We start from the raw sequence: 21,595 nt of genomic DNA on the forward strand, positions 1-21,595 counted from the left end.
TTGCCCATGAGCCAGCAAAACAGCAAACTCACCCCCGCGTTGCAGGAGCAGATCCTGACGGTGACCCGCTGCGGCCTCTCCACCAGGGAATCCACCGGCTTCTTCCGCCTGTCCCTCGGCCTGGTCTACCTGGCCACCTTGATGACGAAGGAAACGCTCGACTTCAAGAAGCTGGACAAGGAATTCAACCGCTTCATCTACCGCTCGATCGGGCCGGGCCACAGCATCACCAGCATCCTGCAGTGGATGAGTGGCGAAGGCGTCGTCGAGGTGCTCGACTCGAAGCGCTTCATGCGCGCGTTCGGCGAGTACATGAGCCAGATCCCACCCGAATCGATTCCGTTCCTGCTCGGGCTGAACCTGGGCGTGGCAAAGGACTTCTCCGGCCTCGACGTGCGCGGCCCGGTGGCCGACTGGATCGAGCGCCAGCGCATCCTGCGCGAAGGCGAGTAACTGGCCAAAGGACGTAGTGCCACCGGCCGTGCGGCGGCGGCCGATGTCCCGGGCTTATAATTCTGGCTAACCGAACAAGTTGGACAGAAACACCATGAGCTCCCGATTCCACTACCACACCCCCCTGGACCGTTTCATCTGCAGCGCGGACAAGGCGCTGCGGGTGCTGGCGGGCGTCGCTTCCGCGTCGCGCCCCACGCCGGCCGCGCACGTCGACGATGCCGAGCTGACCGACAAGGAACGCAAGCACAGCGCGGGCCTGATCCGCGTGGACCACGTGGGCGAGGTGATGGCGCAGGCGCTGTACAACTCGCAGGCCCGCTTCGCGCGGAGCGACGCGCTGCGCGAAAAATTCGAGCAGGCCAGCCGCGAGGAAGAGGACCACCTGGCCTGGACAGCGCAACGCCTGAAGGAGCTCAACTCGCAGACCAGCGTGCTGGCGCCACTGTTCTACGCGGGCGCGTATGCGCTCGGCACGGTGGCCGCGAAGATGGGCGATGCGCACAGCCTGGGCTTCGTCGTCGAGACGGAGCGCCAGGTCGAGCGGCACCTGGAGAGCCACCTGGACAGCCTGCCGGCAGGCGATGCGAAATCGCGCGCGATCGTCGACCAGATGCGCATCGACGAGATCGCCCACGGCAAGGCCGCCCAGGACCTGGGCGCCGCCGATACGCCGGCGCCCGTGAAGGTGGCGATGCAGGCGATGTCGAAGCTGATGACGGGCACCACCTACTACATCTGACGACTTGCCGGTTGCTATCTTGCGCCACGGCCGGCACCGCTCACGTATAGTGCGGCCAGGACGATGACGGAGTAAGCATATGCGCTGGGAAGGCAATCGGGAAAGCGATAACGTGGAGGACCGCCGCGGCGATGGCGGCGGCGGTGGCGGCTTCAGTTTCGGCGGCGGCTCGCTCAGCATCGGCGGCGTGATCATCGCGCTGATCGTGTCCTTCATCTTCGGCATCAATCCGCTCACGTTGCTGGGCGGGATGAGCGGCGGTTCGGTGCAGCAGCAGGCACCGGTGCGCCAGACGCCGGCCAACGACACCGAGGCGAAGTTCATGCGCGTGGTGCTGGCCGATACGGAAGACACCTGGTCGGCGCTGTTCCAGGCCCAGGGCGCCACGTATCAACCGCCAAAGCTCGTGCTCTTCACAGGCCGCACGTCGACCGCCTGCGGCACGGGCCAGTCGGCCACGGGCCCGTTCTACTGCCCGGCGGACCGCAAGGTCTACATCGACCTCGATTTCTACCGCCTGATGCAGGAGCGCTTCCGCGTTTCCGGCGAGTTCGCGCAAGCGTACGTGATCGCGCACGAAGTGGGGCACCACGTGCAGAACCTGATGGGGCTGTCGGACAAGGTGCACGGCCTGCAGCAGCGGATGGATGAAACGCAGGCCAATGCGCTGTCGGTGCGGCTGGAGCTGCAAGCGGACTGCTTCGCCGGCGTGTGGGCATTCCACGCGAACCGGTCCCGCCACATCCTCGAGCAGGGCGACGTGGAGACGGCGCTGTCGGCCGCCACCGCGATCGGCGACGACGCGTTGCAGCGCCAGGCGCAAGGCTACGTCGTGCCGGATTCGTTCACGCACGGCACGTCAGCCCAGCGCGTGCGCTGGTTCCGCACGGGGCTCGACAGCGGCGACGTCGCGCAGTGCGATACGTTCGAGGCGCGGCGCCTGTAAGCCCTCACCATCTGCACCCCGTATCCGTCAGGGTGTCGTACAACAGCGGAATCAGCTTCAGCGGATCGAGGTTCGGACCGCCCGCGTACTTCTTCGTGCAGTCGGCCCGGCCGGCTTTGCTCATGGCGCGGGCGACGTCGCTGTCGTCCTTTGCGCGCACCCGCTGGCTGTCCTGCAATCGTTCGAGCGGTTCCTTGCGGCGGCGACGTTCGTTCTCGCCGGCTGCGGCGACGAGCGCGCCGACATCGATCTTGCCCGGCGGTGCTTGCGCCGCGTCGGCGGGATTGGCCGGTTGGGACGTGGCCGCTGGCGCCGCTGCGATGCTGTCGGCAGCGGCGGCGGTGGGGGCGGATGGTGCGACGGGCGCGATCCGTTCCGGTGGAGGAACGGGCCGCGTACGAGTGGCGGTTGCCGCTTGCCGCGCTGGCTCGGCCGGCTTGGGCGGCAGTGCGATGGGGCGGGGCGCCGGCAGGAACAGCAGGTCGGCATAGACGACCGGGCCGGGCGCAGGCTGGTGCGGCACCGTCTCGCGCAGCAGCAGCACCAGCACCGCCGCATGCAGCGCGACGATCGCCGCAGCCGCCGGCACCCGGCGGGATTCGGCAAACAGCGGCGTTGGGTCTCTCAAGCTTCGACGATCTCGAACGAGTGCGTCATCTCGGCCGTCTTCGCCATCATGATGCTGGCCGAGCAGTATTTGTCGTGCGACAGGTTGATCGCCCGTTCCACCAGTTCCGGCTTCAGCTCGCGGCCCGTGACGACGAAGTGGAAGTTAATCTTCGTGAACACCTTCGGATCCGTCTCGGCGCGCTCGGCCTGCAAGGTCACGTCGCAGCCGCGCACGTCGGCACGGCTGCGCTTCAGGATCAGCACCACGTCGTAGGCCGTGCAGCCACCCGTCCCCAGCAGCACCATCTCCATCGGGCGCGGCGCCAGATTGTGGCCGCCGCCTTCCGGTGCGCCGTCCATCACGACCATGTGGCCGGACCCCGTCTGCGCGCGAAAACTCATGCCCGACGGGCCGTTCCAGCTGACTTTGACTTCCATGACTGACTCCATTATTGATGTTGATGGCATTGTAAGGGAGGTGCGGCCAGGCCGCTAAATGCCGATCATGTAGCGCTCGCTCTTCATGCGCCGCACCGTGAACCAGAGCGCCAGCAGCGCGATCGCCAGGCTGCTGGCGAACGTCAGCACGAACGGCAGCGCGCCGACGGCCTGCCCCTTGGCCAGCTCGCGCAGCAGCGTCTGGTGCGCCAGCATCGGCACGGCGTACATCCACGTCTGCGTGGTCAGGTCCAGCATCGGCACGACGATCACGGGCACCATCGGCACGAAGATCGCCAGGCTGGCCGTCGTCTGCGCCTCCTTGAACGTTTTCGCGTTGATGGCCAGCGCGATCTCCAGTGCGGCGGCGCACAGCGGCAGCGACACGGAGACGAGGCACACGAGCGCGAGGTCCGCCCACGACAGCCGCCACGACATGCCAATCTCCTCCAGCGGCAGCCATTTCAGGATGCCGTGCGCGAAGCACAGCTCCAAGGTCAGGCCCGCCAGCGACAGCAGCGCCGCGGCGAGCCACTTGCCGGCGACGAGATCGAGCGTGCTGGCCGGCTGCGCCAGCAGCACTTCCAGCGAACGGCGTTCGCGCTCGCCCGCCGTGCTGTCGACCGCGGTGGCCAGCGCGAAGAAGAACGCGGGGATGAAGAACATGCCCAGCATTGTGCCGATCACGCTGGCCGAGCGGGATGCGCTGGTGCCGGTATCGTACTTCTGCACGTGCACGGGGAACAGCGTGGCCGGCGAGACGCCGTGCGCCAGCAGCCGCGCGCCCGCGATCGTATTGCTGTAGTTGCGCAGCACGTCCTCGACGTCGTAGCGCTTGCGGCCATTGTCGTCGGCCGAGTCGTACCACAGCTCGATGCGCGCCGGCCGCATCGCGCGATAGTCTTCCCCATAGCTGTCGGACACGCGCAGCACGGCGGCCACCTTGCGGGTGCGCAGCAGCGCGGCGATGGCTTCCTGCGTCATCGGCCCCGCCTCATGCACGTTGACGTTCTTCTGCTTCAACTGCGTCATCAACGTGGGCGCCATCCGTGCGCCGATGACGGTCAGCTCGATGCCTTCCTTTTCCGGTTGCGTGGCGCGGTTGATCTGCTGCTGCAGGACGCCGCCGACGAGCGCCGGATACATCAGCACGAACAGCAGCAGCATGAACAGCGCGCGGCGGTCGCGCAGCGTTTCGCGAAGCTCCTTCAGCATCACGACCAGGAACATGGGCTTCATGCGGAAATTCCTTCGTCGGTGCCGACCAGCTTCACGAACGCGTCTTCCAGGCTGGCGATGCCGGTGCGTTCGCACAGCGATTGCGGCGTGCCCTGCGCCACCGTGACGCCGTTCGCGATGACGATCACGTCGTCGCACGAGTTGGTCACTTCCTGCATCACGTGGGTGGCCATGATCACGCAGCAGCCGTCGGCGCGCAGCGCGGCCAGCGCACGGCGCAGAGCGCGCGTGCTCATCACGTCCAGGCCCCGGCTCGGCTCATCGAGCAGCAGGTTGCGCGGGCGGTGCAGCAGGGTGCGGGCCAGCGCCACCTTGATGCGCTGGCCTTGCGAGAAGCCTTTCGCGCGGCGATCGAGGATGTCCTCCAGCGCGAGCAGGGCCGTCACCTCGTCGATACGCTGCTCGATCGCTCGGCGCTCCATCCGGTTCAATTGCCCGAAGTAGCGCAGGTATTCGCGGGTGGTCAGGCGTTCGTACAGCCCGAACTGGTCGGTCAGGAAGCCGATATTGCGGCGCACGGTCAGCGGATCGGCGCCGGGATCGACACCGTCGACGGCGATGGTGCCGCTGTCGCGCCGCAGCAGGCCGACCAGCATGCGCAGCAAGGTCGTCTTGCCGGCGCCGTTCGGCCCGAGCAGCGCGGTGACCTGACCGTCGCGCGCCGTGAAGCTGGCGCCGGCCAGCGCATGTACCTTGCCGAAATGTTTTGTGACGTCGTGGACTTCGATCATCGATGGGTCTTTTCGTGTCAGGGTTGCGGGCCGGCGCTGTCGAGCTGGAATGTGGGCGCGGGGATCTCGTCGAGGCAAGCCGCGGCAAGCTTCCCGCCGGGCTGGTCGAGGAACTCGCGCATCAGCCGCGGCACACAGCCGAGCGTCGACACGATATGACCGCCGTTCTTCACGACGAGGTGGCGCGGCGCCTTCATCAGGCGGGCCGCCGCTTCGGCACGGCGCGGCGGCGTCACCGGGTCCTGCGCACCGGACAGCAGCAGCACCGGCGCGGTGATCGGCGCCGCCGCCGTATAGTTCACCGGCTTGGCATTGATGACGGGGCACAGCGTACCCAGTTGCGTGACGAGCGCGGAGCCGAGGAACGAGCCGCGCGCGTCGTCGGCCGCCAGCTGCGGCGACAGCTTTGGATAGTCCTCGGCGCAGACGACGGCCAGGTACAGCGGGCCGGACATCGCTCCATCCGTCGAAAAATCGGTGTCGCGATTGCTCTGCGCGACAAACGGCTCCCAGCGGCCGTTGTAGGCGCTGTGAATCAGGAAGGGCAGCGTGTGCGCGTCGGCCTGCGCGTACAGGCTGCGGTGCACGGTGGCGACGAAGCGGCGCAGGCTGATCGTCACAGGCCGCAGCGCGGCAGTGCGCGGATCGGCCATCGTCACGGTGACGGGGCCTTGCGCGAGCTTGGCGGCGAGTGCCGCGAATTCGGTGCGCAACGCGGGGAAGGTGCGGGCGCAGGCGGGTGCCTGTTCGCAGCGGCGCAACGTGGCGTCCAGCGCGGCCTGCGCATCGGCGCCGCCGGCGGCGATCACCTGGTCCGGCGCGGCGACGCCGTCGAGGATCAGCGCGCGCACGTTGGCCGGATACAGGCGCGCATAGTGCTGCGCGAGGCGGGTACCGTATGAGCCGCCCCACAGGTTGATCTGGCGGTAGCCGAGCGCTTGGCGCACGCGTTCGATGTCGCGCGCGGCGGCATCCGTTGTGTAGTGGACGTAGGGCGCATCGAGCGCCTTCAGGCAGCGCAGCGTATAGGCGTCGGCCTGTTCTTCCGTCATCGTGTCGATGTCGGGCGGCGTCTTGCAATCGAGCTTGCCGGACAGGCCCGTGCCCCGCTGGTCGATCAACACGATGTCGCGGGTGGCGCGCACACGGCGAAACGCGGCCTGCACGATCGGCAGGATGTCGCTGCCGGCCTGGCCCGGACCGCCGGCCAGCACGAACAGCGGGTCAGGCCTGGCCGCTTCGCGGTAGGCCGCGGCGACCGTCGCGTGGATGGCGATGCTTTTGCCGGGATGGGCATAGTCGAGAGGCACCTGGACCGTCACGCAGCGCAGCGCTTCCTCGGCGCCGGGCAGGTGGCAGCTGCGCCCGGGTGGCGCGGCCACGGCCACCCGCGCGGCCAGCAGCAGCGATACGGCAATGAAGAAGCGGAAACGCACGAGTATCCTTTCGCTTTGTCTTTCAGGCAATACTAACGTCGGCTTGCCGTCGAGGCAACGTCATTTGCACGGCCATTGCCGGCTTGACCCGGCATCGCAAGGCACGCTATAATCGCCAGCTTTCCGTTCGCTCAGGAAAAGTCATAAGAAGGCTGCGTCCGCTGTTGCCGAGGTTGGCAAACTGGGCGGAACCACCGTAATTGAGCGTTTATTTATCTTCTATTAGGAAGTCAAACATGAAAACTTTTTCCGCTAAGGGCCATGAAGTCCAGCGCGACTGGTTCGTGATTGACGCGACGGACAAAGTCCTCGGCCGTGTTGCCAGCGAAGTGGCACGCCGACTGCGCGGCAAGCATAAGCCAGAATTTACCCCTCACGTCGACACGGGCGACTTCATCGTCGTCATCAACGCAGGCAAACTGCGCGTGACCGGCACGAAGGCAACCGAGAAGACCTACTACCGTCACTCGGGCTACCCGGGCGGTATCTACGAGACGAACTTCCTGAAAATGCAACAGCGTTTCCCGGGTCGTGCTCTGGAAAAGGCCGTCAAAGGCATGCTGCCGAAGGGCCCGCTGGGCTACGCAATGATCAAGAAGCTGAAAGTGTATGCCGAAGGTTCGCACCCGCACGCTGCTCAGCAACCTAAAGCACTCGAATTCTAAGGAACTGACATGATCGGTAACTACAACTACGGCACCGGCCGTCGCAAGAGTGCAGTGGCCCGCGTGTTCATCAAGGTCGGCACCGGCCAGATCATCGTGAACGGCAAGCCCGCATCGGAGTACTTCTCCCGCGAAACCGGCCTGATGGTCATCCGTCAGCCGCTGGAACTGACCGGCAACGTCGAGCGTTTCGACATCAAGGTCAACGTGCATGGCGGCGGCGAGTCCGGCCAGGCAGGTGCAGTGCGCCACGGTATCACCCGTGCACTGATCGACTACGACGCAGGCCTGAAGGGCGATCTGGCACGTGCCGGCTTCGTTACCCGTGACGCCCGTGAAGTCGAGCGTAAGAAAGTCGGTCTGCGTAAAGCACGTCGCGCAAAGCAGTTCTCGAAGCGTTAATCGCTTGGTTCCATGCCCGGTGCGCCGGGCTGGTACGGAAAAGCCGCTGGTCTCCAGCGGCTTTTTGCATTGGAGATAGGTAAAGCGGCCGTCACGAGACGCTGCTAAAATCCGTATCCACCTACTTACTTATGCAAGGAACAAGAACATGATCAAAGTTGGCATCGTCGGCGGCACCGGTTACACCGGCGTGGAACTGCTGCGATTGTTGGCAGTCCACCCCGAAGCGCAGCTGACGGCAATCACGTCGCGCAAGGAAGATGGCCTGCCCGTGGCCGACATGTATCCGTCGCTGCGCGGCCGCGTGGACCTGGCGTTTTCGGCGCCGGACAAGGCCGACCTGACGCAGTGCGACGTCGTGTTCTTCGCCACCCCGCACGGCGTGGCGATGGCGCAGGCGCCGGAGCTGCTGGCCAAGGGCGTCAAGGTGATCGACCTGGCGGCGGACTTCCGCATCAAGGACCGCGCCGTGTTCGAGAAGACGTACAAGATCGACCACACCGCGCCGGAGCTGCTGGAGCAGGCCGTGTATGGTCTCGTCGAACTGAACCGTGAAGAGATCAAGAAGGCGAACCTGATCGCCAACCCGGGCTGCTACCCGACGACGATGCAGCTGGGCTTTGCGCCGCTGCTGAAGGCCGGCGTGATCGACGCGGGCAACCTGATCGCCGACTGCAAATCCGGCGTATCGGGCGCGGGCCGCAAGGCGGAGATCGGCATCCTGTTCTCGGAAGCTTCCGACAGCTTCAAGGCCTATGGCGTTTCGGGCCACCGCCACACGCCGGAAACGTCGGCGCAGCTGCAGCGTTTCACGAACGACAAGGTGTCGCTGATCTTCACGCCGCATTTGGTGCCGATGATCCGCGGCATGCACTCTACGCTGTACGGCAAGCTGACGAAGGACATCTCGAACGAGGAACTGCAAAAGCTCTTCGAGGACGCCTACGCGAACGAGCCGTTCGTCGACGTGATGCCGTTCGGCTCGCATCCTGAAACCCGCACGACGAAGGGTTCGAACATGTTGCGCCTGGCGGTGCACCGCCCGGACAACGGCAATACCGTCATCGTGCTGGTGGTGCAGGACAACCTGGTGAAAGGCGCGTCCGGCCAGGCCGTGCAGTGCATGAATCTGATGTTCGGCCTGCCGGAAGACATGGGCCTGAACACGATCGCGCTGCTGCCGTAACCATTTGCCATTGAAGTGATGCGGGCTTGCCTCATATCCCTTGCTATCTCTAGGGAAATGGGGCGTCCCGAAGCATGGGTTCGCGCAAAGGTCTATAATGGGCCCAACGATTTTTAGTGGGAGTAACCAATGAATGCAGTCGCCGAAGCGCAAGACGTGATCCCGGCACCGATCAACTTCACCGATGCCGCGGCCGATAAAGTGGCTCAGCTGATCGAGGAAGAGGGCAACCCCGACCTGAAACTGCGCGTATTCGTGCAGGGTGGCGGCTGCTCCGGTTTCCAGTACGGCTTCACGTTCGATGAAATCGTCAACGAAGACGACACCACGATGGTCAAGAATGGCGTCCAGCTGCTGATCGATTCGATGAGCTACCAGTACCTGGTGGGCGCCGAGATCGACTACAAGGACGACCTGGAAGGCGCGCAATTCGTGATCAAGAACCCGAACGCCCAGTCCACCTGCGGCTGCGGCTCGTCGTTCTCCGCGTAAGCCTCACTTCCAGCATTACCCCGCGACGGCGGGCAGCGCAAGCTGCCCGCCGTTGTGCATTTTGAAGCCGAAGTTCCCACCGAAACCTGCGTAACTCAGTTGAGATTTGTCAATGCGTCAAGTATGATCCCGTGATATTGCAAAAAATATATCTTTCTTTTTGCAAGTCACCAAGTCCGGTCCGTCCGGCACTCCGCATCGATACCATCAAAAGGGGAATTTCATGTTACGAAAGTTTCGGCTTTCGGCCGGCCGCGCCGCGGCCCTGGCCTTGCTGCTGGGCGCGGCAACGTGCGCTTCGGCGGGCACCTATACGCAGTCGCTCAACGTCTCCGGGCTCACCTACACGCTGGAGGACCTGGATGCCAACGACGGCATCACCGCCAGCTACAACCTCTACCAGCACGGCCACGGCGTGTCGGCCGAGAGCACGATTTCGGATCAATCGTACAAGTCGACCCTCGACGTGACGACGTTCCGTCCTAAGCCGCTCGGCGCCAGCTTCGACCTGTATGGGATCGGGGCTGCGGCGTCGAACGACGGCACCGGCAACCGGTCGCTGTCCGCCGTCATGACGCTCGACATGGCCGACCACCCGGGCTGGGTAGGCATCTCCGCATCGTCCAAGATCTCGGAGCAGCTGACGCTGAGTGCGCACAGCGCGCTGACGATATCGGTGAGCTACGAGCACGTGTGGTCGTACGATGGCGAGCTGAATCCGGAAGTCGATGGCGGCGTGTCGCACCAGCTGATGTTAAGTGGCGGCGTGACGTTCTGGTACAGCGGCAGCAGCGGCTATACGGTGATGAACTGGAAAAACGGCGCCGGCAGTTCGGCCGACACGGTGACGCTGCGCCTGGAGAATCCCTATGACCAGGACGTCGGCTTTGCGTTTTCCAGCAACGCGTACGTCAGCATGACGGGCATGGACATCTATACGGGGCCCGAGCTGTCGGCACCGGCGCCGGTGCCTGAGCCGGAAACGCTGGGCATGCTGCTGGGCGGCCTGCCGCTCGTGATGCTGGCCCTGTCCCGCCGCCGCGCGCGCCAGTGCTGAACCGACCACTACACGAATCGGAGTTTTGATGAAGAAGATCACTGCAATTGCCTGCCTGGCCCTTCCGGCCCTGGCCGCCTACTCGCTGCCAGCAGCCGCGGCAAACACGTTGAACCTGACCTCGACCGCGCTGACGGTCTCGGTCACCGATACCGACCTCGACGACGGCATCACCGCGGGGTACAGCGCTCGAAACCTGAAACAATCGGGCGTTTCGACCGCGTTCACCACCGACGGGTTCGGCGTGAAGGACAAGGAATCCTTTGCCGTCGATACCCCGGCGATCGTACCGATGGACGCCATGGCGTCGTTCAACGGCGTGCAAGGTGCCATTGCCGCCGACGGCCGCTTGGGCGGCTTCTCGGTCGGCATGGTGGCGCCGGACGATATCCTCAACCGTCCTACCGGCCATTTCCTGGACATGAGCTTCGAAGCCACGCAGTACTTCGTGCTGCAGCCGCATACGACGCTGACTTTCAGTGGCAGCTACGCCTTCAACCGCACCTGGGGAACGACCTGGGTTCCTGCGGAGGGGGGCCACATCTACCTTGACACCAGCATGACGCTGTCTCTGCACACCGCCGGACAGTGGGTCGCATCCGAAGACTTCTACTTCAGCACGGAGCGCGAGTTCACGTTCCAGTTGACGAACGACAGCGATGTCGTCAGTGAGCAGTTCGTGAAATTCTCGTCGGAGGCGGACGTCTACACGCGATTCGTCGTTGCCGAAGTCCCCGAACCAGCGACGTGGGGCATGATGGCTGCCGGCCTGACGCTGCTGGGGCTGCGCGCTCGCCGCAAGGCAACGGCGTAACACGCGCTGCCGCGGCCTTGCCGCCAGCTCAGCTGGCGGCAAGGCTGACGTGACGGGCTTGACGCTCCTCGAGCCGTTCCCAGGCCCGGTCGTGGTAAGGCAGCACGATCACGTTCAGGATCGGCTCGAGCACCGCGGCCAGGCCGCCCAGCGCCAGCGAGCCGGTGGCCCAGTACATCACGGCGACTGCGATGACGAAGTGGAAGGCCGTCTGGCTGATTTTTTCGGCAGCCACGAGCGTCGCTGTACGCGTGGCCGAGCGCTCGCGCAGCCGTTTCCAGAAGCCTTCATGCAGCGGCAGCAGCGCGACGTTGATGATGGGCTCGATCACGGCCGCCAGGCCGCCGAATGCCACCGAGCCCGTCAACACGTACATCAGGCCGAACGCAAGGGTCATGTGGGCCGTGACCTGGCTGACTTTTTTCGCTGCGATGATCATGTTTGCCTCTGAGTGGATTACCGTTGAGGCAGATGATAACGATTCTCGTTTATTAGGAAAAATTGATTGTTCCTAGGGATGCGATTGGTAATATCAATGATGTGCCCGTCGATTTCCAGCGGCTCCGCACGTCGTGCTCATACATCCATCAACAGGAGTCACGCATGAACGACAAAGTCAAAGGCCCGGCGTCCTACTTCCCCTCGATCGAGCAGAAATACGGCCAGCCCGTCGCGCACTGGCTGACGTTGCTTGGCAAGCAGAGCGGGCTGAAGCACATGGAGCTGGTGAACTGGCTCAAGACCGAACACGGCTTGGGCCACGGCCACGCCAATGCGCTCGTGGCCTATCATCTCGCCCAGACAAAGTAGGGCAAGGCAGGGCATTAGCGGGGATACAGCGCCCCCAGCACGCGCTCGCCGCGCGCGCCAGTGACCGAGGGCAGGTTGCCGGACTTGCGGTCGTCGAAGCGCCACGCCAGCCAGGCCCAGCACAGTGCTTCGACGTGGGACGGATCGGCGCCCAGCGCCTGCGTCGTCTGCACCTTCACGCCGGCGCCCAGTTCTTCCGCCAGCATGCGCAGCAGCGTGTCGTTGTAGGCGCCGCCGCCGCACACGTACAGCGCATCCGCACCTGCCGCATGCGTGTGGATGCCGGCCGCCAGCGTCTGTGCGGTCAGGCGCGTCAGCGTGGCCGCCACGTCGGCCGGCGCCGCGCTGCCGAAGCCGGCTAGCCGGGCGCGCAGCCAGTCGGCGTGAAACAGGTCGCGCCCCGTGCTTTTCGGCGGCGGCAGCGCGAAGTAGGGTTCCGCGAGCAGCGCGGCCAGCAGGTCCGGCAGGAGGCGGCCGGATGCGGCCCACGCGCCGCCGTCGTCATATGGCTTGCCGAGGTGGGCGCGCGTCCATTCGTCGATCAGCACATTGCCCGGGCCCGTATCGAAGCCCGTCACGTGGCCATTCGCCTGCAGCACGCTGATGTTGGCGATGCCGCCGATATTGGCCAGCACGCGCGTCTTGCCGTGCTCGCCGAACAGCGCCAGGTGGGCCGCCGGCACGAGCGGCGCGCCCTGGCCGCCGGCCGCCACGTCGCGCGAGCGGAAGTCGACGATCGCGTCGATGCCGGTCAGCTCCGCCAGCAGCGCGCCGTTGATCGTCTGGCGCGTGAAACCCAGTTCAGGGCGGTGGCGGATCGTCTGCCCGTGTGCGCCGATCGCCCGCACATCCGCGGCCTGCATGCCGGATTGTTCAAGGAGGGCTGCCACGCATTGCGCGTACACTTCGGCGATGCCGTTGCCGGCCAGCGCTTCGCGTTCCAGCTCGTTGTCGCTGGCGGCCTGCAGCGCGCGCAATTCGTCCAGCAGCGCGGGCGGGTAGGGCACATGGTGGGACGCCATCGTGCGCGCGGCGCCGGCCCAGAAATCGACCAGCACGCCGTCGACGCCATCCAGGCTGGTGCCGGACATCAAACCAATAAACAAGCTCATACACCTACCCATGCAGTCAACATGGGCAGATTGTGCACGATTTATGGATATGTTAGCCAGCGAACGGTGCCAACCATGAAGCAACCCTACACTGGAATCACAGTGAGGGAGGAAAGGAAAAACGGCGCCCTGCTCACGCGGGTCGCCGTCTTTCTCAAGCGAACGCCGATGCTTACTTCTGTGCCAGCGTGTCGGTCTTGGCCGAGCCTTGCGGGCGCAGCAGGGCGAAGCGGTGGATCATGTCGCCAGAGACCATCTTGAAGCGCGACAGTTCGGCGGCCGTCAGCGGTGCCTGCGCGGTGACGTTCAGCTTGGTCGGGTCCTTCGCTTCACCTGCCACGCGGAACTCGTAGTGCAGGTGGGCGCCGGTGGACCAGCCGGTCGTGCCGACGTAGCCGATCAGGTCGCCCTGGCTGACCTTCTGGCCCTTCTTCAGGCCAGAAGCGAAGCGGCTCATGTGCGCATACGCGGTGCTGTAGTTGTTCCAGTGCTTCAGCACGACGACGTTGCCGTAGCCGTTCTGCGTGCCCGCGAAATCGACGACGCCATCGCCGGCGGCGCGGATCGGCGTGCCCGTCGGCGCTGCAAAGTCGATGCCCTTGTGCGCCTTCCAGTTGCCGGAAATCGGATGCACGCGCATCGAGAAGCCGGACGAGATACGGGTAAATTCCAGCGGCGACTTCAGGAACGCTTTCTTCAGCGCCTTGCCGTCGAAGCTGTAATAGCCGCCGCCCTGCCTGCTTGCCGGATCTTCGAACCACACGGATTGATACGTCGTGCCGCGGTTCGTGAACTCGCCGGCGAGGATGCGGCCTGCGCGGACGAACTCGCCGTCCTGCCAGAACGTCTCATACACCACGTTGAACCGGTCGCCACGCTTCAGGTCGGAGCGGAAGTCGATATTGGTCGAGAACATCTCGACGATCTGACGCACGATCGTGTCCGGTAGACGCGAACCGTCCGCATCGGAGTCGGTGGCCGCGAACAGCGTCGTCGTGATCTCGCGCGCGTGCATCTCGACGCGGCGCTCCAGCTTGGCCGGGGCTTCCTCGGCAACGAAACCGTCGCCCTTCTTCGTCACCGATACCGTCTTGACCGGATTGTCCGAGCCATCGACGACGTTCGCGCGCAGCCATAGCAGGTTGCCGTTGTCGTCCGTCTGGGCCAGTACACGTTTACCGGTACGCAGCTGCATGATGGCTTTTGCGGTCTTGTCCTTCTTGATGAAGGTTTCCGCGGCATCGTCGTCGACGCCCAGGCGGTGCAGCAGGGTGGCGAGCGTGTCGCCGGCGCGGATGCGCTCTTCGCGCACGTATTTTTCCGTGCCGTCCTGTTGCTCGAGTGCGGTGATCTGGGAAGAGAGGTTCGGGGAAGCGAGATCTTGCGAGATCGTTTTAACCGGCAGGTCGCTGGCATCCGGCGCGAGAGGAGCGACACCGGCGGCACCGAAGGTGCACACGGCAAGCGCCACAGCGGAAGCGCTGATGATGCGCGCCTTGCGGGTCGAACCTAGCAGATGATACAAGCGCGAGCTTGTGAACTTGTTTATAGGGTTCATGCAATCAGTTAAAATTTGCCGCTTGAACTTTGTGGATTTTTGCTTTTTTGTTCTAACTTGTTGATTTGTATCGTTTTCGTTGGGCAAGATTGACGGGATCGGGCATTATAGCAAACTCCTGCGCTACGCCAACACTTTGAGAAAATTTCCGGATAAATGGATACACATTCCCCGGCGCAGACTCCTGCGACCGCTGCCGCCCCCGCCGCTAAGCCAGTTGCCACCCTGCCGCTGAGTGATACTGTACAAGAAGCGCTTGCCATCGCCAAACGCGGCGTCGATGAACTGCTGATCGAATCCGAATTCGCACAGAAGCTGGCACGTTCCGAACAGACCGGCGTCCCGCTGCGCATCAAGCTGGGCCTGGACCCGACGGCCCCCGACCTGCACCTCGGCCACACGGTGGTGCTGAACAAGATGCGCCAGCTGCAGAACCTGGGCCACCAGGTGATCTTCCTGATCGGCGACTTCACGTCGATGATCGGCGACCCTTCCGGCCGCAACGTCACGCGCCCGCCGCTGACCCGCGAGCAGATCGAGCTGAACGCGCAAACGTACTTCAAGCAGGCTTCGCTGGTGCTCGACCCGGAAAAGACGGAAATCCGCTACAACTCCGAATGGTGCGACCAGCTGGGCGCCCGCGGCATGATCCAGCTCGCCTCCCGTTACACGGTGGCGCGGATGATGGAACGCGATGACTTCGCCAAGCGCTACAAGAATGGGACACCGATTTCGGTCCACGAGTTCCTTTATCCGCTGATGCAGGGCTACGATTCCGTCGCACTGAAGAGCGATCTCGAGCTGGGCGGCACGGACCAGAAGTTCAACCTGCTGGTGGGCCGCGAACTGCAGAAGGATTGGGGCCAGGAGCCGCAGTGCATCCTGACGATGCCGCTGCTGGAAGGCCTGGACGGCGTCGAGAAGATGTCGAAGTCGAAGAACAACTACATCGGTATCACCGAGCCGGCCAACACGATGTTCGCCAAGGTGATGAGCATCTCCGACACGATGATGTGGCGCTATTACGAGCTGCTGTCGTGGCGTTCGCTGGACGACATCGCCGCGCTGAAGAAGCAGATCGAAGGCGGCGCCAACCCGCGCGACGCGAAGGTGGCGATCGCCCAGGAAATCGTGGCCCGCTTCCACTCGCAGCAGGCGGCCGAGGATGCGCTGGCGGACTTCGTCAACCGTTCGAAGGGCGGCATTCCGGACGATATTCCGGAAGTCACGGTGGCCGGCGCGCCGCTGGGCCTGGCGCAACTGCTCAAGCAAACGGGGCTGTGCGCATCGACGTCGGAAGCGATGCGGATGATCGACCAGGGCGGCGTGCGCCTGGATGGCACCGTCATCAGCGACAAGGCATTGAAGGCCGAGGCAGGTACGTTCGTGCTGCAGGTGGGCAAGCGCAAGTTCGCGCGCGTTACGCTGACGGCATGATCGGATTGATCCAGCGGGTGTCGGCGGCGCAGGTCGTCGTCGACGGCGCCGTCATCGGCGCGATCGATGCGGGCCTGATGGTGCTCGTTTGCGCGGAGAAGGGCGACACGGAAAAGGAAGCGGATGCGCTGTTGGGCAAGCTGCTGTCCTACCGCGTGTTCGGCGACGATGCCGGCAAGATGAACCGCAGCGTCACCGACGTCGCCGGTGGCCTGCTCCTCGTTCCGCAATTCACGCTGGCCGCTGACACGCGTTCCGGCACCCGCCCATCGTTCTCGCCGGCCGCCCCGCCGGACGAAGGCAAACGGCTGTTCGACCATTTCGTGCGCCAGGCACGCGCGCGCCATGCGATCGTTGCGACCGGACAGTTCGGCGCCGACATGAAAGTCACGCTGACCAACGATGGTCCGGTAACGTTCTGGCTTCAGACAGGTCCAAGCAGGTAATAACGAACTTAAAGGACACAGCGATGAAACTGTGGAGCGATTCATTTGACAATGGCGCCGCCATTCCGGGCGAATTCGCGTTCGCCGTGCCGGATCCCGAAACGCGCGTGCGTTTCGCGGACAACCGCAACCCGCACCTGGCCTGGGATGACATCCCCGCCGGTACCGCGTCGCTGGTGCTGCTGTGCATCGACGGCGACGCACCGACCGTCGGCACGGACGTCAACCAGGACGACAAGACCTTGCCCGTCGACCTGCCGCGCGGCGATTTCTATCACTGGGCCCTGGTCGACATCCCGCCAACGATGACGAGCCTGCCCGCCGGTTCGCAATCGAGCGGCGTCACGCCGCATGGCAAGCCGGGGCCGGCGATCGCGAACGGTGGCACGCACCTGCGCCATGGCCTGAACGATTACACGGGCTGGTTCGCGAGCGACCCGGAGATGGCGGGCCGCTACTTCGGCTACGACGGCCCATGTCCGCCGTGGAACGATGAGCGGGTGCATCACTACATCTTCCGGCTGTACGCGGTGGACGTGCCGCAACTGCCCGTCGAGGGCGAGTTCACGGCGGCGCAGGTGCTGCACGCCTTGCACGGCCACATCCTGGACGAGGCGCAGATCATCGGCACGTATACGTTGCGGACGGCGCGCTGACGCATGGCGACCGAGCTGTTATTGATCCGTCATGGCGAAACGGCGTGGAACGCGGTGCGCCGGCTGCAGGGGCACCTGGACATCGGCCTGAACGACGCCGGGCGGCGCCAGGCGGCCGCGCTCGCCCGGGCGCTGGCTGCCGAGCCGCTGGCCGCGATCGTCTCCAGCGACCTGCAACGGGCGATGCACACGGCCGAGGCCGTGGCGGCGTACCACCACGTGCCGTTCCACACGGACCACGCGCTGCGCGAGCGGGGCTATGGCGTCTTCGAAGGCTTGCTGTACACGGAGATCGAAGCGCGCTACCCGGACCATTTCGCCGCCTGGCAAGCGCGCCATGTCGACGCGGTGATGCCGCACGGCGAGCGCCATGCCGAGAGCTTCCGCCACTTCTATGAGCGCTGCATCGCCGCGATCGGCCGCTGGGCTGGCCAGTACGACGGCCGCAAGCTGGCGCTTGTCGCCCACGGCGGCGTGCTCGAATGCGCCTACCGGGCCGCCAACGACATGGCACTGGAAAGCCCGCGCGACTTCCAGGTCCGCAACGCCAGCATCAACCGCTTCACGTGGGCTGACGGCAAGCTGGCGCTGACGCAGTGGGGCGATGTCGACCACCTGGCGCAGGCGCTGGACGACATCGTCTGACAACCCGGAAAACCGGTGTCAGACACCGGTTTTTCAGCGGCCGATCACCTTTACCAGCTTCGGTGCCGATGCGGCAAAGCCCGCCGAGCCGCCGTCCGCCGTCAGCTTGCCGTCTTTCCAGCGCAGCTTGCTCGTCACCACGTTCTTGCCTTTCTCGTAGTCGTACGTCAGCCCATCGTCGTCGTACAGCGTGAATTCGGCGTCGCCGTTGCCAGGGTAGACGAGGATCTGTTCGATCGCCTGCTTCTCGGCGGTCGATTGGATCGCCGCGCCCAGCGGCACGATCGAGCCGGCGCGGACGAACACGGGAATCCGGTCGATCGGCGCCGCCGCTTTCACCCAGCGGCCGCCCGTGAATTTCTCGTTGGTCCAGAAGTCGTACCAGTCGCTGCCGGCCGGCAGGTAGACGTCCTTTTCCGTCTGGCCCTGTTCCGTCACCGGTGCCACGAGGAACGCGGGGCCGAACATGTATTGCGTGCCGATGTTGGCGACGTTCGGATCGGTGCCGAAGTCCATCCACAACGGCCGCATGAATGGCATGCCCGTGTCGTAAGTGATCTTCGCCTGGCTGTAGATGTACGGGATCAGCTGGTAGCGCAGCGCGTCGAACTTCGCCATCACACCTTCAGCCTGCCTACCGAACGACCACAGTTCCGCTTCCTTGCGCGAGCCGTGCAGCCGCAGCGTCGGCGTGAACGTGCCGTACTGGAACCAGCGCGTGTGCAGCTCCGGGTAGTCGTGGTACTGGCCGACGACGGAGCGGGCATCCGATGGATCGAGCAGCGGCGCCTTGGTGGCTTGCGTGGCCGGCGGCAGGTGCTGCCAGCCACCGATGTCGTTGCCCCAGTAAGCGATGCCGGATGCAGTCATGTTCAGGCCGGCCGGGATCTGGCGCGCCAGCGCTTCCCACGTGGGCTTGATGTCGGACGACCAGAACAGCGCACCCGTGCGCTGCGAGCCCAGGTAGGCGGCGCGCGACAGGATCAGCACGCGGCGGTTCGGCTTCCATGCCCGCATGCCTTCGGCAAAACCTTCCGTGTGCACGAGCGGGAACAGATTGCGGTAACGGTCGCCGGAACCGATCGAGTACTGGAAGCCGTCGGGCACCAGGTCCGGTTCCGTTTCGTCCAGCCACGGATAGTCGAAGCCGCGCGCCAGCACGTTATCGCGTACTTTCTCGAAGAACCATTTGCGGGCCGCCGGGTTGGTGGAGTCGATCAGCGCGCCGGCGCGGTCGGCGCGGAACGGCAAGCCGTCCTGCGTCTTGCCGTCCTTGTCCTTCAGGAAGTAGCCCTTCGCATCGAGCTCGTTGAAGTAGCGGCCGGACGTCTCGAAGCGGGGCCAGATCGACACGATCGACTGCATGCCCAGCGCATGCAGCTGTTTGTTCATGCCGTCCGGGTCGGGGTACTGCGCCGGATCGATGTCGAGCTGGCCCATCCGCGTCCAATAGAACCAGTCCACCACCATGATGTCCAGCGGATAGCGCTTCTGCCGGTAGGTGTTCGCCACGCGCAGCACTTCCTGCTGGCTGTCGTAGCGCGCCTTCGACTGGATCAGGCCGAACGCGGCCTTCGGCGGGATCGGCGTGCGGCCCGTCAGGCGCGCGTAGCCAGCATACAGTTCCTCGACGTTGCGGCCCGTGATGACGAAGAAGCTGACCCGTTCGCCGACGTTCGACTGGAACTTCGTGTCGCCGAGGATCGCCGGCGCAAACCGCGTGGCCGCCGGGTTGTCCCACACGATGCCATAGCCTTTCGACGACACCATGAACGGCACGCAGACGGATTCGCCACCGGGCGCGTCGTACCAATGCTTGCAATCGAGCACGCGGCCACGCAGGTCGAGGCCGGACAGCGATTCCTGGTTCTGGCCCATGCCGTAGTAATGCTCGTCGGCTGGCGCGGCGAAGGTGGCGCCCACCTGGTAGGTCTTTTCGCCGTTCACCGTCTGCGGCGACATTTCCCAGCCCGTCATCTTAAGCACTTCCTGGCCCTGCGCGTTGCGCACCTGCAGGCCGACGGGCGCCAGCGCGGGCGCGAAGTATTTCTCGCCCTGGCTCGGCACGCGCGGCGCCGGCGCCGGGTTCACGTGCAGCGTCATGCCGCTGGACGTGAAGGTGTCGCCATCCGCTCCGGCCTGGTGGCGGAACGGCTTGTTGTCCGCAGGCGCGGGCAGGATGCCGTGGCCGGGTCCCTTCAGCACTTCGTTCTTGTCCACGGCGATCGTCACGTGCACGATGTTCGGGCCATAGGCCTCGACGGCGACATAGGCACCGTTGCGGTCCAGCGTGGCAAGCGGGGCGGCGGCGGCGGGCAGCAGGAAGACGGAGGTAAGTGCGGCGGCCAGCAAGGTGAGCGTCGGGCGGGACGGCGCGGCGGAATGGAACGGCATGCGGATCTCCTTTATGGTTGCGCCCTTGTTTCTGGACGCAGATATTGTTAGCGCTACCGCATGATCGGACAGGGTTGGTTTGAAGTCAACTATTCCTGTGAAGCACCGGGAATGCCGGGAACGTCGCACGCGCGTCCGAATAATTTCCTCACGTAACTCACTGTTTCATAACCGGAAAGCCGCACACTTGCTGTTTCTATACAAAATAGTGCTTATTAATTGAGCAGTGCTTGGGTTAGAATTGCAGGTTCCTCCAGCAAGTTCTCATCGATACCCAAGTGCAAATCGGTCCTTATCAACTGCGCAATAACGTGTTTGTCGCCCCGATGGCGGGCGTCACCGACCGTCCGTTCCGGCAACTGTGCAAGGAGCTGGGCGCGGGCTACGCCGTCTCAGAAATGGCTGCGGCGAACCCGCGCGTGTGGGCAAGCGAAAAGAGCGCCCGCCGCACCGACCACGCCGGCGAGATGGAACCGAAAGCCGTGCAGATCGCGGGTTCCGATCCGCAGGAACTGGCCGATTGCGCGAAGTTCAATGTCGACAAGGGCGCCCAGATCATCGACATCAACATGGGCTGCCCCGTGAAGAAGGTCTGCAACAACTGGTGCGGTTCCGCGCTGCTGCAGTTCGAGGACCTGGTCGAGAGCATCCTGCATGCCGTCGTGCAGGCAGTGCCGGTACCCGTCACGTTGAAGTTCCGTACCGGCTGGAACCGCGAGAACAAGAACGCGTTGAGGATCGCCCGCATCGCCGAGGAGGCGGGGATCCGCATGCTGACGTTGCATGGCCGCACCCGTGCGGACGGCTATTCCGGCGACGCGGAATACGACACGATCGCCGCCGTGAAGGCGTCGGTGAAGATCCCCGTGGTTGCCAACGGCGACATCACGACGCCGGAAAAGGCCCGCTACGTGCTCAATAAAACGGGTGCGGATGCCGTGATGATCGGCCGCGCCGCCCAGGGCCGGCCGTGGATCTTCCGCGAAATCGATCACTTCCTGCGTACCGGCACGCACCTGCCGCCGCCGCTGGTGGCGGAGGTGCGCAAGCTGATGGACGAACACCTGCGTGCCCACTACGCCTTCTACGGCGAGTACCTGGGCGTGCGCACCGCGCGCAAGCATATCGGCTGGTATGTGCGCGACCTCCCGGGCGGGGAGGAGTTCCGCAAGGAGATGAACCGCCTCGAGTCCACCGATGAGCAGCTGCGTGCCGTGGATTCGTTCTTTGAGTCCCAATGGAAGCATGGCGAGCGGTTACAATACCGCCTCGCCGAAGACATGCTGGCTGCCTGATGGCGCCAGATCGGCAAATAATTCACGTAAAT

The 21,595-nt window shown here is 64.6% G+C and carries 24 protein-coding genes; 15 read left to right on the top strand and 9 right to left on the bottom strand.

Translation table 11 applies throughout. From position 1 onward, the window contains the following. The first annotated feature begins 6 nt into the window (after positions 1-6). From IP92_RS00340 to ypfJ, 3 genes are all read left to right on the top strand, one after another. The gene (locus IP92_RS00340) at positions 7-453 is read left to right on the top strand and encodes a hypothetical protein (protein ID WP_145872546.1); all 447 of its coding nucleotides are present in this window, start codon (positions 7-9) and stop codon (positions 451-453) included. A 94-nt stretch (positions 454-547) separates the two neighbouring features. Continuing rightward, positions 548-1,195, top strand: a complete 648-nt coding sequence (gene coq7, locus IP92_RS00345) for a 2-polyprenyl-3-methyl-6-methoxy-1,4-benzoquinone monooxygenase (protein WP_145872547.1) — start codon at positions 548-550, stop codon at positions 1,193-1,195. A 79-nt stretch (positions 1,196-1,274) separates the two neighbouring features. Continuing rightward, positions 1,275-2,141 (top strand): KPN_02809 family neutral zinc metallopeptidase, encoded by an 867-nt coding sequence (gene ypfJ, locus IP92_RS00350; protein ID WP_145872548.1) that lies wholly within the window; start codon positions 1,275-1,277, stop codon positions 2,139-2,141. 4 nt (positions 2,142-2,145) lie between these two features. Here the strand turns inward: ypfJ and IP92_RS00355 are convergent, their stop codons facing one another. Genes IP92_RS00355 through IP92_RS00375 form a run of 5 tightly spaced genes read right to left on the bottom strand, consistent with a single transcriptional unit; the run spans position 2,146 to position 6,594 of the window. Continuing rightward, the gene (locus IP92_RS00355; protein WP_145872549.1) at positions 2,146-2,769 is read right to left on the bottom strand and encodes a hypothetical protein; all 624 of its coding nucleotides are present in this window, start codon (positions 2,767-2,769) and stop codon (positions 2,146-2,148) included. Further along, positions 2,766-3,188, bottom strand: coding sequence for an OsmC family protein (locus IP92_RS00360; RefSeq protein ID WP_145872550.1), 423 nt, complete (start codon positions 3,186-3,188; stop codon positions 2,766-2,768). Before IP92_RS00360 ends, IP92_RS00355 begins: the two co-directional genes overlap by 4 nt. A gap of 54 nt (positions 3,189-3,242) precedes the next feature. Then, positions 3,243-4,427 carry an ABC transporter permease gene (locus IP92_RS00365; protein WP_145872551.1) on the bottom strand — a complete coding sequence of 395 codons (1,185 nt, stop codon included), beginning with the start codon at positions 4,425-4,427 and terminating at the stop codon, positions 3,243-3,245. After that, the gene (locus tag IP92_RS00370; RefSeq protein ID WP_145872552.1) at positions 4,424-5,158 is read right to left on the bottom strand and encodes an ABC transporter ATP-binding protein; all 735 of its coding nucleotides are present in this window, start codon (positions 5,156-5,158) and stop codon (positions 4,424-4,426) included. Before IP92_RS00370 ends, IP92_RS00365 begins: the two co-directional genes overlap by 4 nt. A 17-nt stretch (positions 5,159-5,175) precedes the next feature. Continuing rightward, positions 5,176-6,594 (bottom strand): alpha/beta fold hydrolase, encoded by a 1,419-nt coding sequence (locus IP92_RS00375; protein WP_145872553.1) that lies wholly within the window; start codon positions 6,592-6,594, stop codon positions 5,176-5,178. 236 nt (positions 6,595-6,830) lie between these two features. Here IP92_RS00375 and rplM point away from each other — a divergent pair, with 236 nt between their 5' ends. From rplM to IP92_RS00405, 6 genes are all read left to right on the top strand, one after another. Then, the gene (gene rplM / locus IP92_RS00380; RefSeq protein WP_107140762.1) at positions 6,831-7,259 is read left to right on the top strand and encodes a 50S ribosomal protein L13; all 429 of its coding nucleotides are present in this window, start codon (positions 6,831-6,833) and stop codon (positions 7,257-7,259) included. A gap of 9 nt (positions 7,260-7,268) precedes the next feature. After that, positions 7,269-7,661: a 30S ribosomal protein S9 gene (gene rpsI, locus IP92_RS00385; protein ID WP_107140763.1), complete on the top strand. Its 393-nt coding sequence runs from the start codon at positions 7,269-7,271 to the stop codon at positions 7,659-7,661. Positions 7,662-7,809: 148 nt separating this feature from the next. Further along, positions 7,810-8,847 carry an N-acetyl-gamma-glutamyl-phosphate reductase gene (gene argC / locus IP92_RS00390; protein WP_145872554.1) on the top strand — a complete coding sequence of 346 codons (1,038 nt, stop codon included), beginning with the start codon at positions 7,810-7,812 and terminating at the stop codon, positions 8,845-8,847. A 129-nt stretch (positions 8,848-8,976) separates the two neighbouring features. Beyond that, the gene (gene erpA / locus IP92_RS00395; RefSeq protein WP_145872555.1) at positions 8,977-9,339 is read left to right on the top strand and encodes an iron-sulfur cluster insertion protein ErpA; all 363 of its coding nucleotides are present in this window, start codon (positions 8,977-8,979) and stop codon (positions 9,337-9,339) included. A 223-nt stretch (positions 9,340-9,562) separates the two neighbouring features. After that, positions 9,563-10,396 (top strand): PEP-CTERM sorting domain-containing protein, encoded by an 834-nt coding sequence (locus IP92_RS30075; protein WP_199271801.1) that lies wholly within the window; start codon positions 9,563-9,565, stop codon positions 10,394-10,396. Between the two features lie 28 nt (positions 10,397-10,424). After that, positions 10,425-11,210, top strand: a complete 786-nt coding sequence (locus tag IP92_RS00405) for a PEP-CTERM sorting domain-containing protein (RefSeq protein WP_145872556.1) — start codon at positions 10,425-10,427, stop codon at positions 11,208-11,210. 28 nt (positions 11,211-11,238) lie between these two features. On the opposite strand, the gene IP92_RS00410 is transcribed toward IP92_RS00405, so the two are convergent. Then, the gene (locus tag IP92_RS00410; protein WP_145872557.1) at positions 11,239-11,649 is read right to left on the bottom strand and encodes a DUF2061 domain-containing protein; all 411 of its coding nucleotides are present in this window, start codon (positions 11,647-11,649) and stop codon (positions 11,239-11,241) included. 164 nt (positions 11,650-11,813) lie between these two features. Between IP92_RS00410 and IP92_RS00415 the strand changes: the two genes are divergently transcribed. Beyond that, positions 11,814-12,020 carry a DUF4287 domain-containing protein gene (locus IP92_RS00415; protein ID WP_145872558.1) on the top strand — a complete coding sequence of 69 codons (207 nt, stop codon included), beginning with the start codon at positions 11,814-11,816 and terminating at the stop codon, positions 12,018-12,020. A gap of 14 nt (positions 12,021-12,034) precedes the next feature. On the opposite strand, the gene IP92_RS00420 is transcribed toward IP92_RS00415, so the two are convergent. Both IP92_RS00420 and IP92_RS00425 read right to left on the bottom strand, forming a co-directional pair. After that, positions 12,035-13,132 carry an anhydro-N-acetylmuramic acid kinase gene (locus IP92_RS00420; protein ID WP_145872559.1) on the bottom strand — a complete coding sequence of 366 codons (1,098 nt, stop codon included), beginning with the start codon at positions 13,130-13,132 and terminating at the stop codon, positions 12,035-12,037. A 172-nt stretch (positions 13,133-13,304) separates the two neighbouring features. After that, the gene (locus IP92_RS00425; protein WP_145872560.1) at positions 13,305-14,690 is read right to left on the bottom strand and encodes a M23 family metallopeptidase; all 1,386 of its coding nucleotides are present in this window, start codon (positions 14,688-14,690) and stop codon (positions 13,305-13,307) included. Positions 14,691-14,846: 156 nt separating this feature from the next. Between IP92_RS00425 and tyrS the strand changes: the two genes are divergently transcribed. From tyrS to IP92_RS00445, 4 genes are read left to right on the top strand one after another with little or no spacing between them, the layout of a single operon-like run. Continuing rightward, positions 14,847-16,127 (top strand): tyrosine--tRNA ligase, encoded by a 1,281-nt coding sequence (tyrS, locus tag IP92_RS00430; RefSeq protein ID WP_145872561.1) that lies wholly within the window; start codon positions 14,847-14,849, stop codon positions 16,125-16,127. After that, positions 16,124-16,573, top strand: a complete 450-nt coding sequence (gene dtd, locus IP92_RS00435; RefSeq protein ID WP_145872562.1) for a D-aminoacyl-tRNA deacylase — start codon at positions 16,124-16,126, stop codon at positions 16,571-16,573. Before tyrS ends, dtd begins: the two co-directional genes overlap by 4 nt. A 23-nt stretch (positions 16,574-16,596) precedes the next feature. Then, positions 16,597-17,229, top strand: a complete 633-nt coding sequence (locus IP92_RS00440; protein WP_145872563.1) for a YbhB/YbcL family Raf kinase inhibitor-like protein — start codon at positions 16,597-16,599, stop codon at positions 17,227-17,229. A gap of 3 nt (positions 17,230-17,232) precedes the next feature. Then, positions 17,233-17,874, top strand: a complete 642-nt coding sequence (locus IP92_RS00445) for a histidine phosphatase family protein (protein WP_145872564.1) — start codon at positions 17,233-17,235, stop codon at positions 17,872-17,874. A gap of 33 nt (positions 17,875-17,907) precedes the next feature. Here IP92_RS00445 and IP92_RS00450 read toward each other — a convergent pair whose 3' ends face one another. Then, complete coding sequence (locus IP92_RS00450) at positions 17,908-20,268, bottom strand: glycoside hydrolase family 31 protein (RefSeq protein WP_145872565.1); 2,361 nt, start codon at positions 20,266-20,268, stop codon at positions 17,908-17,910. A 278-nt stretch (positions 20,269-20,546) separates the two neighbouring features. Between IP92_RS00450 and dusB the strand changes: the two genes are divergently transcribed. Then, entirely contained in the window at positions 20,547-21,563 is a 1,017-nt protein-coding gene (gene dusB, locus IP92_RS00455) for a tRNA dihydrouridine synthase DusB (protein WP_145872566.1), read from the top strand. The last annotated feature ends 32 nt before the right edge of the window (positions 21,564-21,595 follow it).

The sequence above is a fragment of the Pseudoduganella flava genome, assembly GCF_007830495.1.
GTDB lineage: Bacteria > Pseudomonadota > Gammaproteobacteria > Burkholderiales > Burkholderiaceae_D > Rugamonas > Rugamonas flava.

What these genes read in the sequence shown, in the direction of transcription:
- IP92_RS00340 (WP_145872546.1), top strand. Translation starts at nt 7, where the DNA reads ATGAGCCAGCAAAACAGCAAACTCACCCCCGCGTTGCAGGAGCAGATC.
- coq7 (WP_145872547.1), top strand. Translation starts at nt 548, where the DNA reads ATGAGCTCCCGATTCCACTACCACACCCCCCTGGACCGTTTCATCTGC.
- ypfJ (WP_145872548.1), top strand. Translation starts at nt 1,275, where the DNA reads ATGCGCTGGGAAGGCAATCGGGAAAGCGATAACGTGGAGGACCGCCGC.
- IP92_RS00360 (WP_145872550.1), bottom strand. Translation starts at nt 3,188, where the DNA reads ATGGAAGTCAAAGTCAGCTGGAACGGCCCGTCGGGCATGAGTTTTCGC.
- IP92_RS00365 (WP_145872551.1), bottom strand. Translation starts at nt 4,427, where the DNA reads ATGAAGCCCATGTTCCTGGTCGTGATGCTGAAGGAGCTTCGCGAAACG.
- IP92_RS00370 (WP_145872552.1), bottom strand. Translation starts at nt 5,158, where the DNA reads ATGATCGAAGTCCACGACGTCACAAAACATTTCGGCAAGGTACATGCG.
- rplM (WP_107140762.1), top strand. Translation starts at nt 6,831, where the DNA reads ATGAAAACTTTTTCCGCTAAGGGCCATGAAGTCCAGCGCGACTGGTTC.
- rpsI (WP_107140763.1), top strand. Translation starts at nt 7,269, where the DNA reads ATGATCGGTAACTACAACTACGGCACCGGCCGTCGCAAGAGTGCAGTG.
- argC (WP_145872554.1), top strand. Translation starts at nt 7,810, where the DNA reads ATGATCAAAGTTGGCATCGTCGGCGGCACCGGTTACACCGGCGTGGAA.
- erpA (WP_145872555.1), top strand. Translation starts at nt 8,977, where the DNA reads ATGAATGCAGTCGCCGAAGCGCAAGACGTGATCCCGGCACCGATCAAC.
- IP92_RS30075 (WP_199271801.1), top strand. Translation starts at nt 9,563, where the DNA reads ATGTTACGAAAGTTTCGGCTTTCGGCCGGCCGCGCCGCGGCCCTGGCC.
- IP92_RS00405 (WP_145872556.1), top strand. Translation starts at nt 10,425, where the DNA reads ATGAAGAAGATCACTGCAATTGCCTGCCTGGCCCTTCCGGCCCTGGCC.
- IP92_RS00410 (WP_145872557.1), bottom strand. Translation starts at nt 11,649, where the DNA reads ATGATCATCGCAGCGAAAAAAGTCAGCCAGGTCACGGCCCACATGACC.
- IP92_RS00415 (WP_145872558.1), top strand. Translation starts at nt 11,814, where the DNA reads ATGAACGACAAAGTCAAAGGCCCGGCGTCCTACTTCCCCTCGATCGAG.
- IP92_RS00420 (WP_145872559.1), bottom strand. Translation starts at nt 13,132, where the DNA reads ATGAGCTTGTTTATTGGTTTGATGTCCGGCACCAGCCTGGATGGCGTC.
- IP92_RS00425 (WP_145872560.1), bottom strand. Translation starts at nt 14,690, where the DNA reads ATGAACCCTATAAACAAGTTCACAAGCTCGCGCTTGTATCATCTGCTA.
- tyrS (WP_145872561.1), top strand. Translation starts at nt 14,847, where the DNA reads ATGGATACACATTCCCCGGCGCAGACTCCTGCGACCGCTGCCGCCCCC.
- dtd (WP_145872562.1), top strand. Translation starts at nt 16,124, where the DNA reads ATGATCGGATTGATCCAGCGGGTGTCGGCGGCGCAGGTCGTCGTCGAC.
- IP92_RS00440 (WP_145872563.1), top strand. Translation starts at nt 16,597, where the DNA reads ATGAAACTGTGGAGCGATTCATTTGACAATGGCGCCGCCATTCCGGGC.
- IP92_RS00445 (WP_145872564.1), top strand. Translation starts at nt 17,233, where the DNA reads ATGGCGACCGAGCTGTTATTGATCCGTCATGGCGAAACGGCGTGGAAC.
- IP92_RS00450 (WP_145872565.1), bottom strand. Translation starts at nt 20,268, where the DNA reads ATGCCGTTCCATTCCGCCGCGCCGTCCCGCCCGACGCTCACCTTGCTG.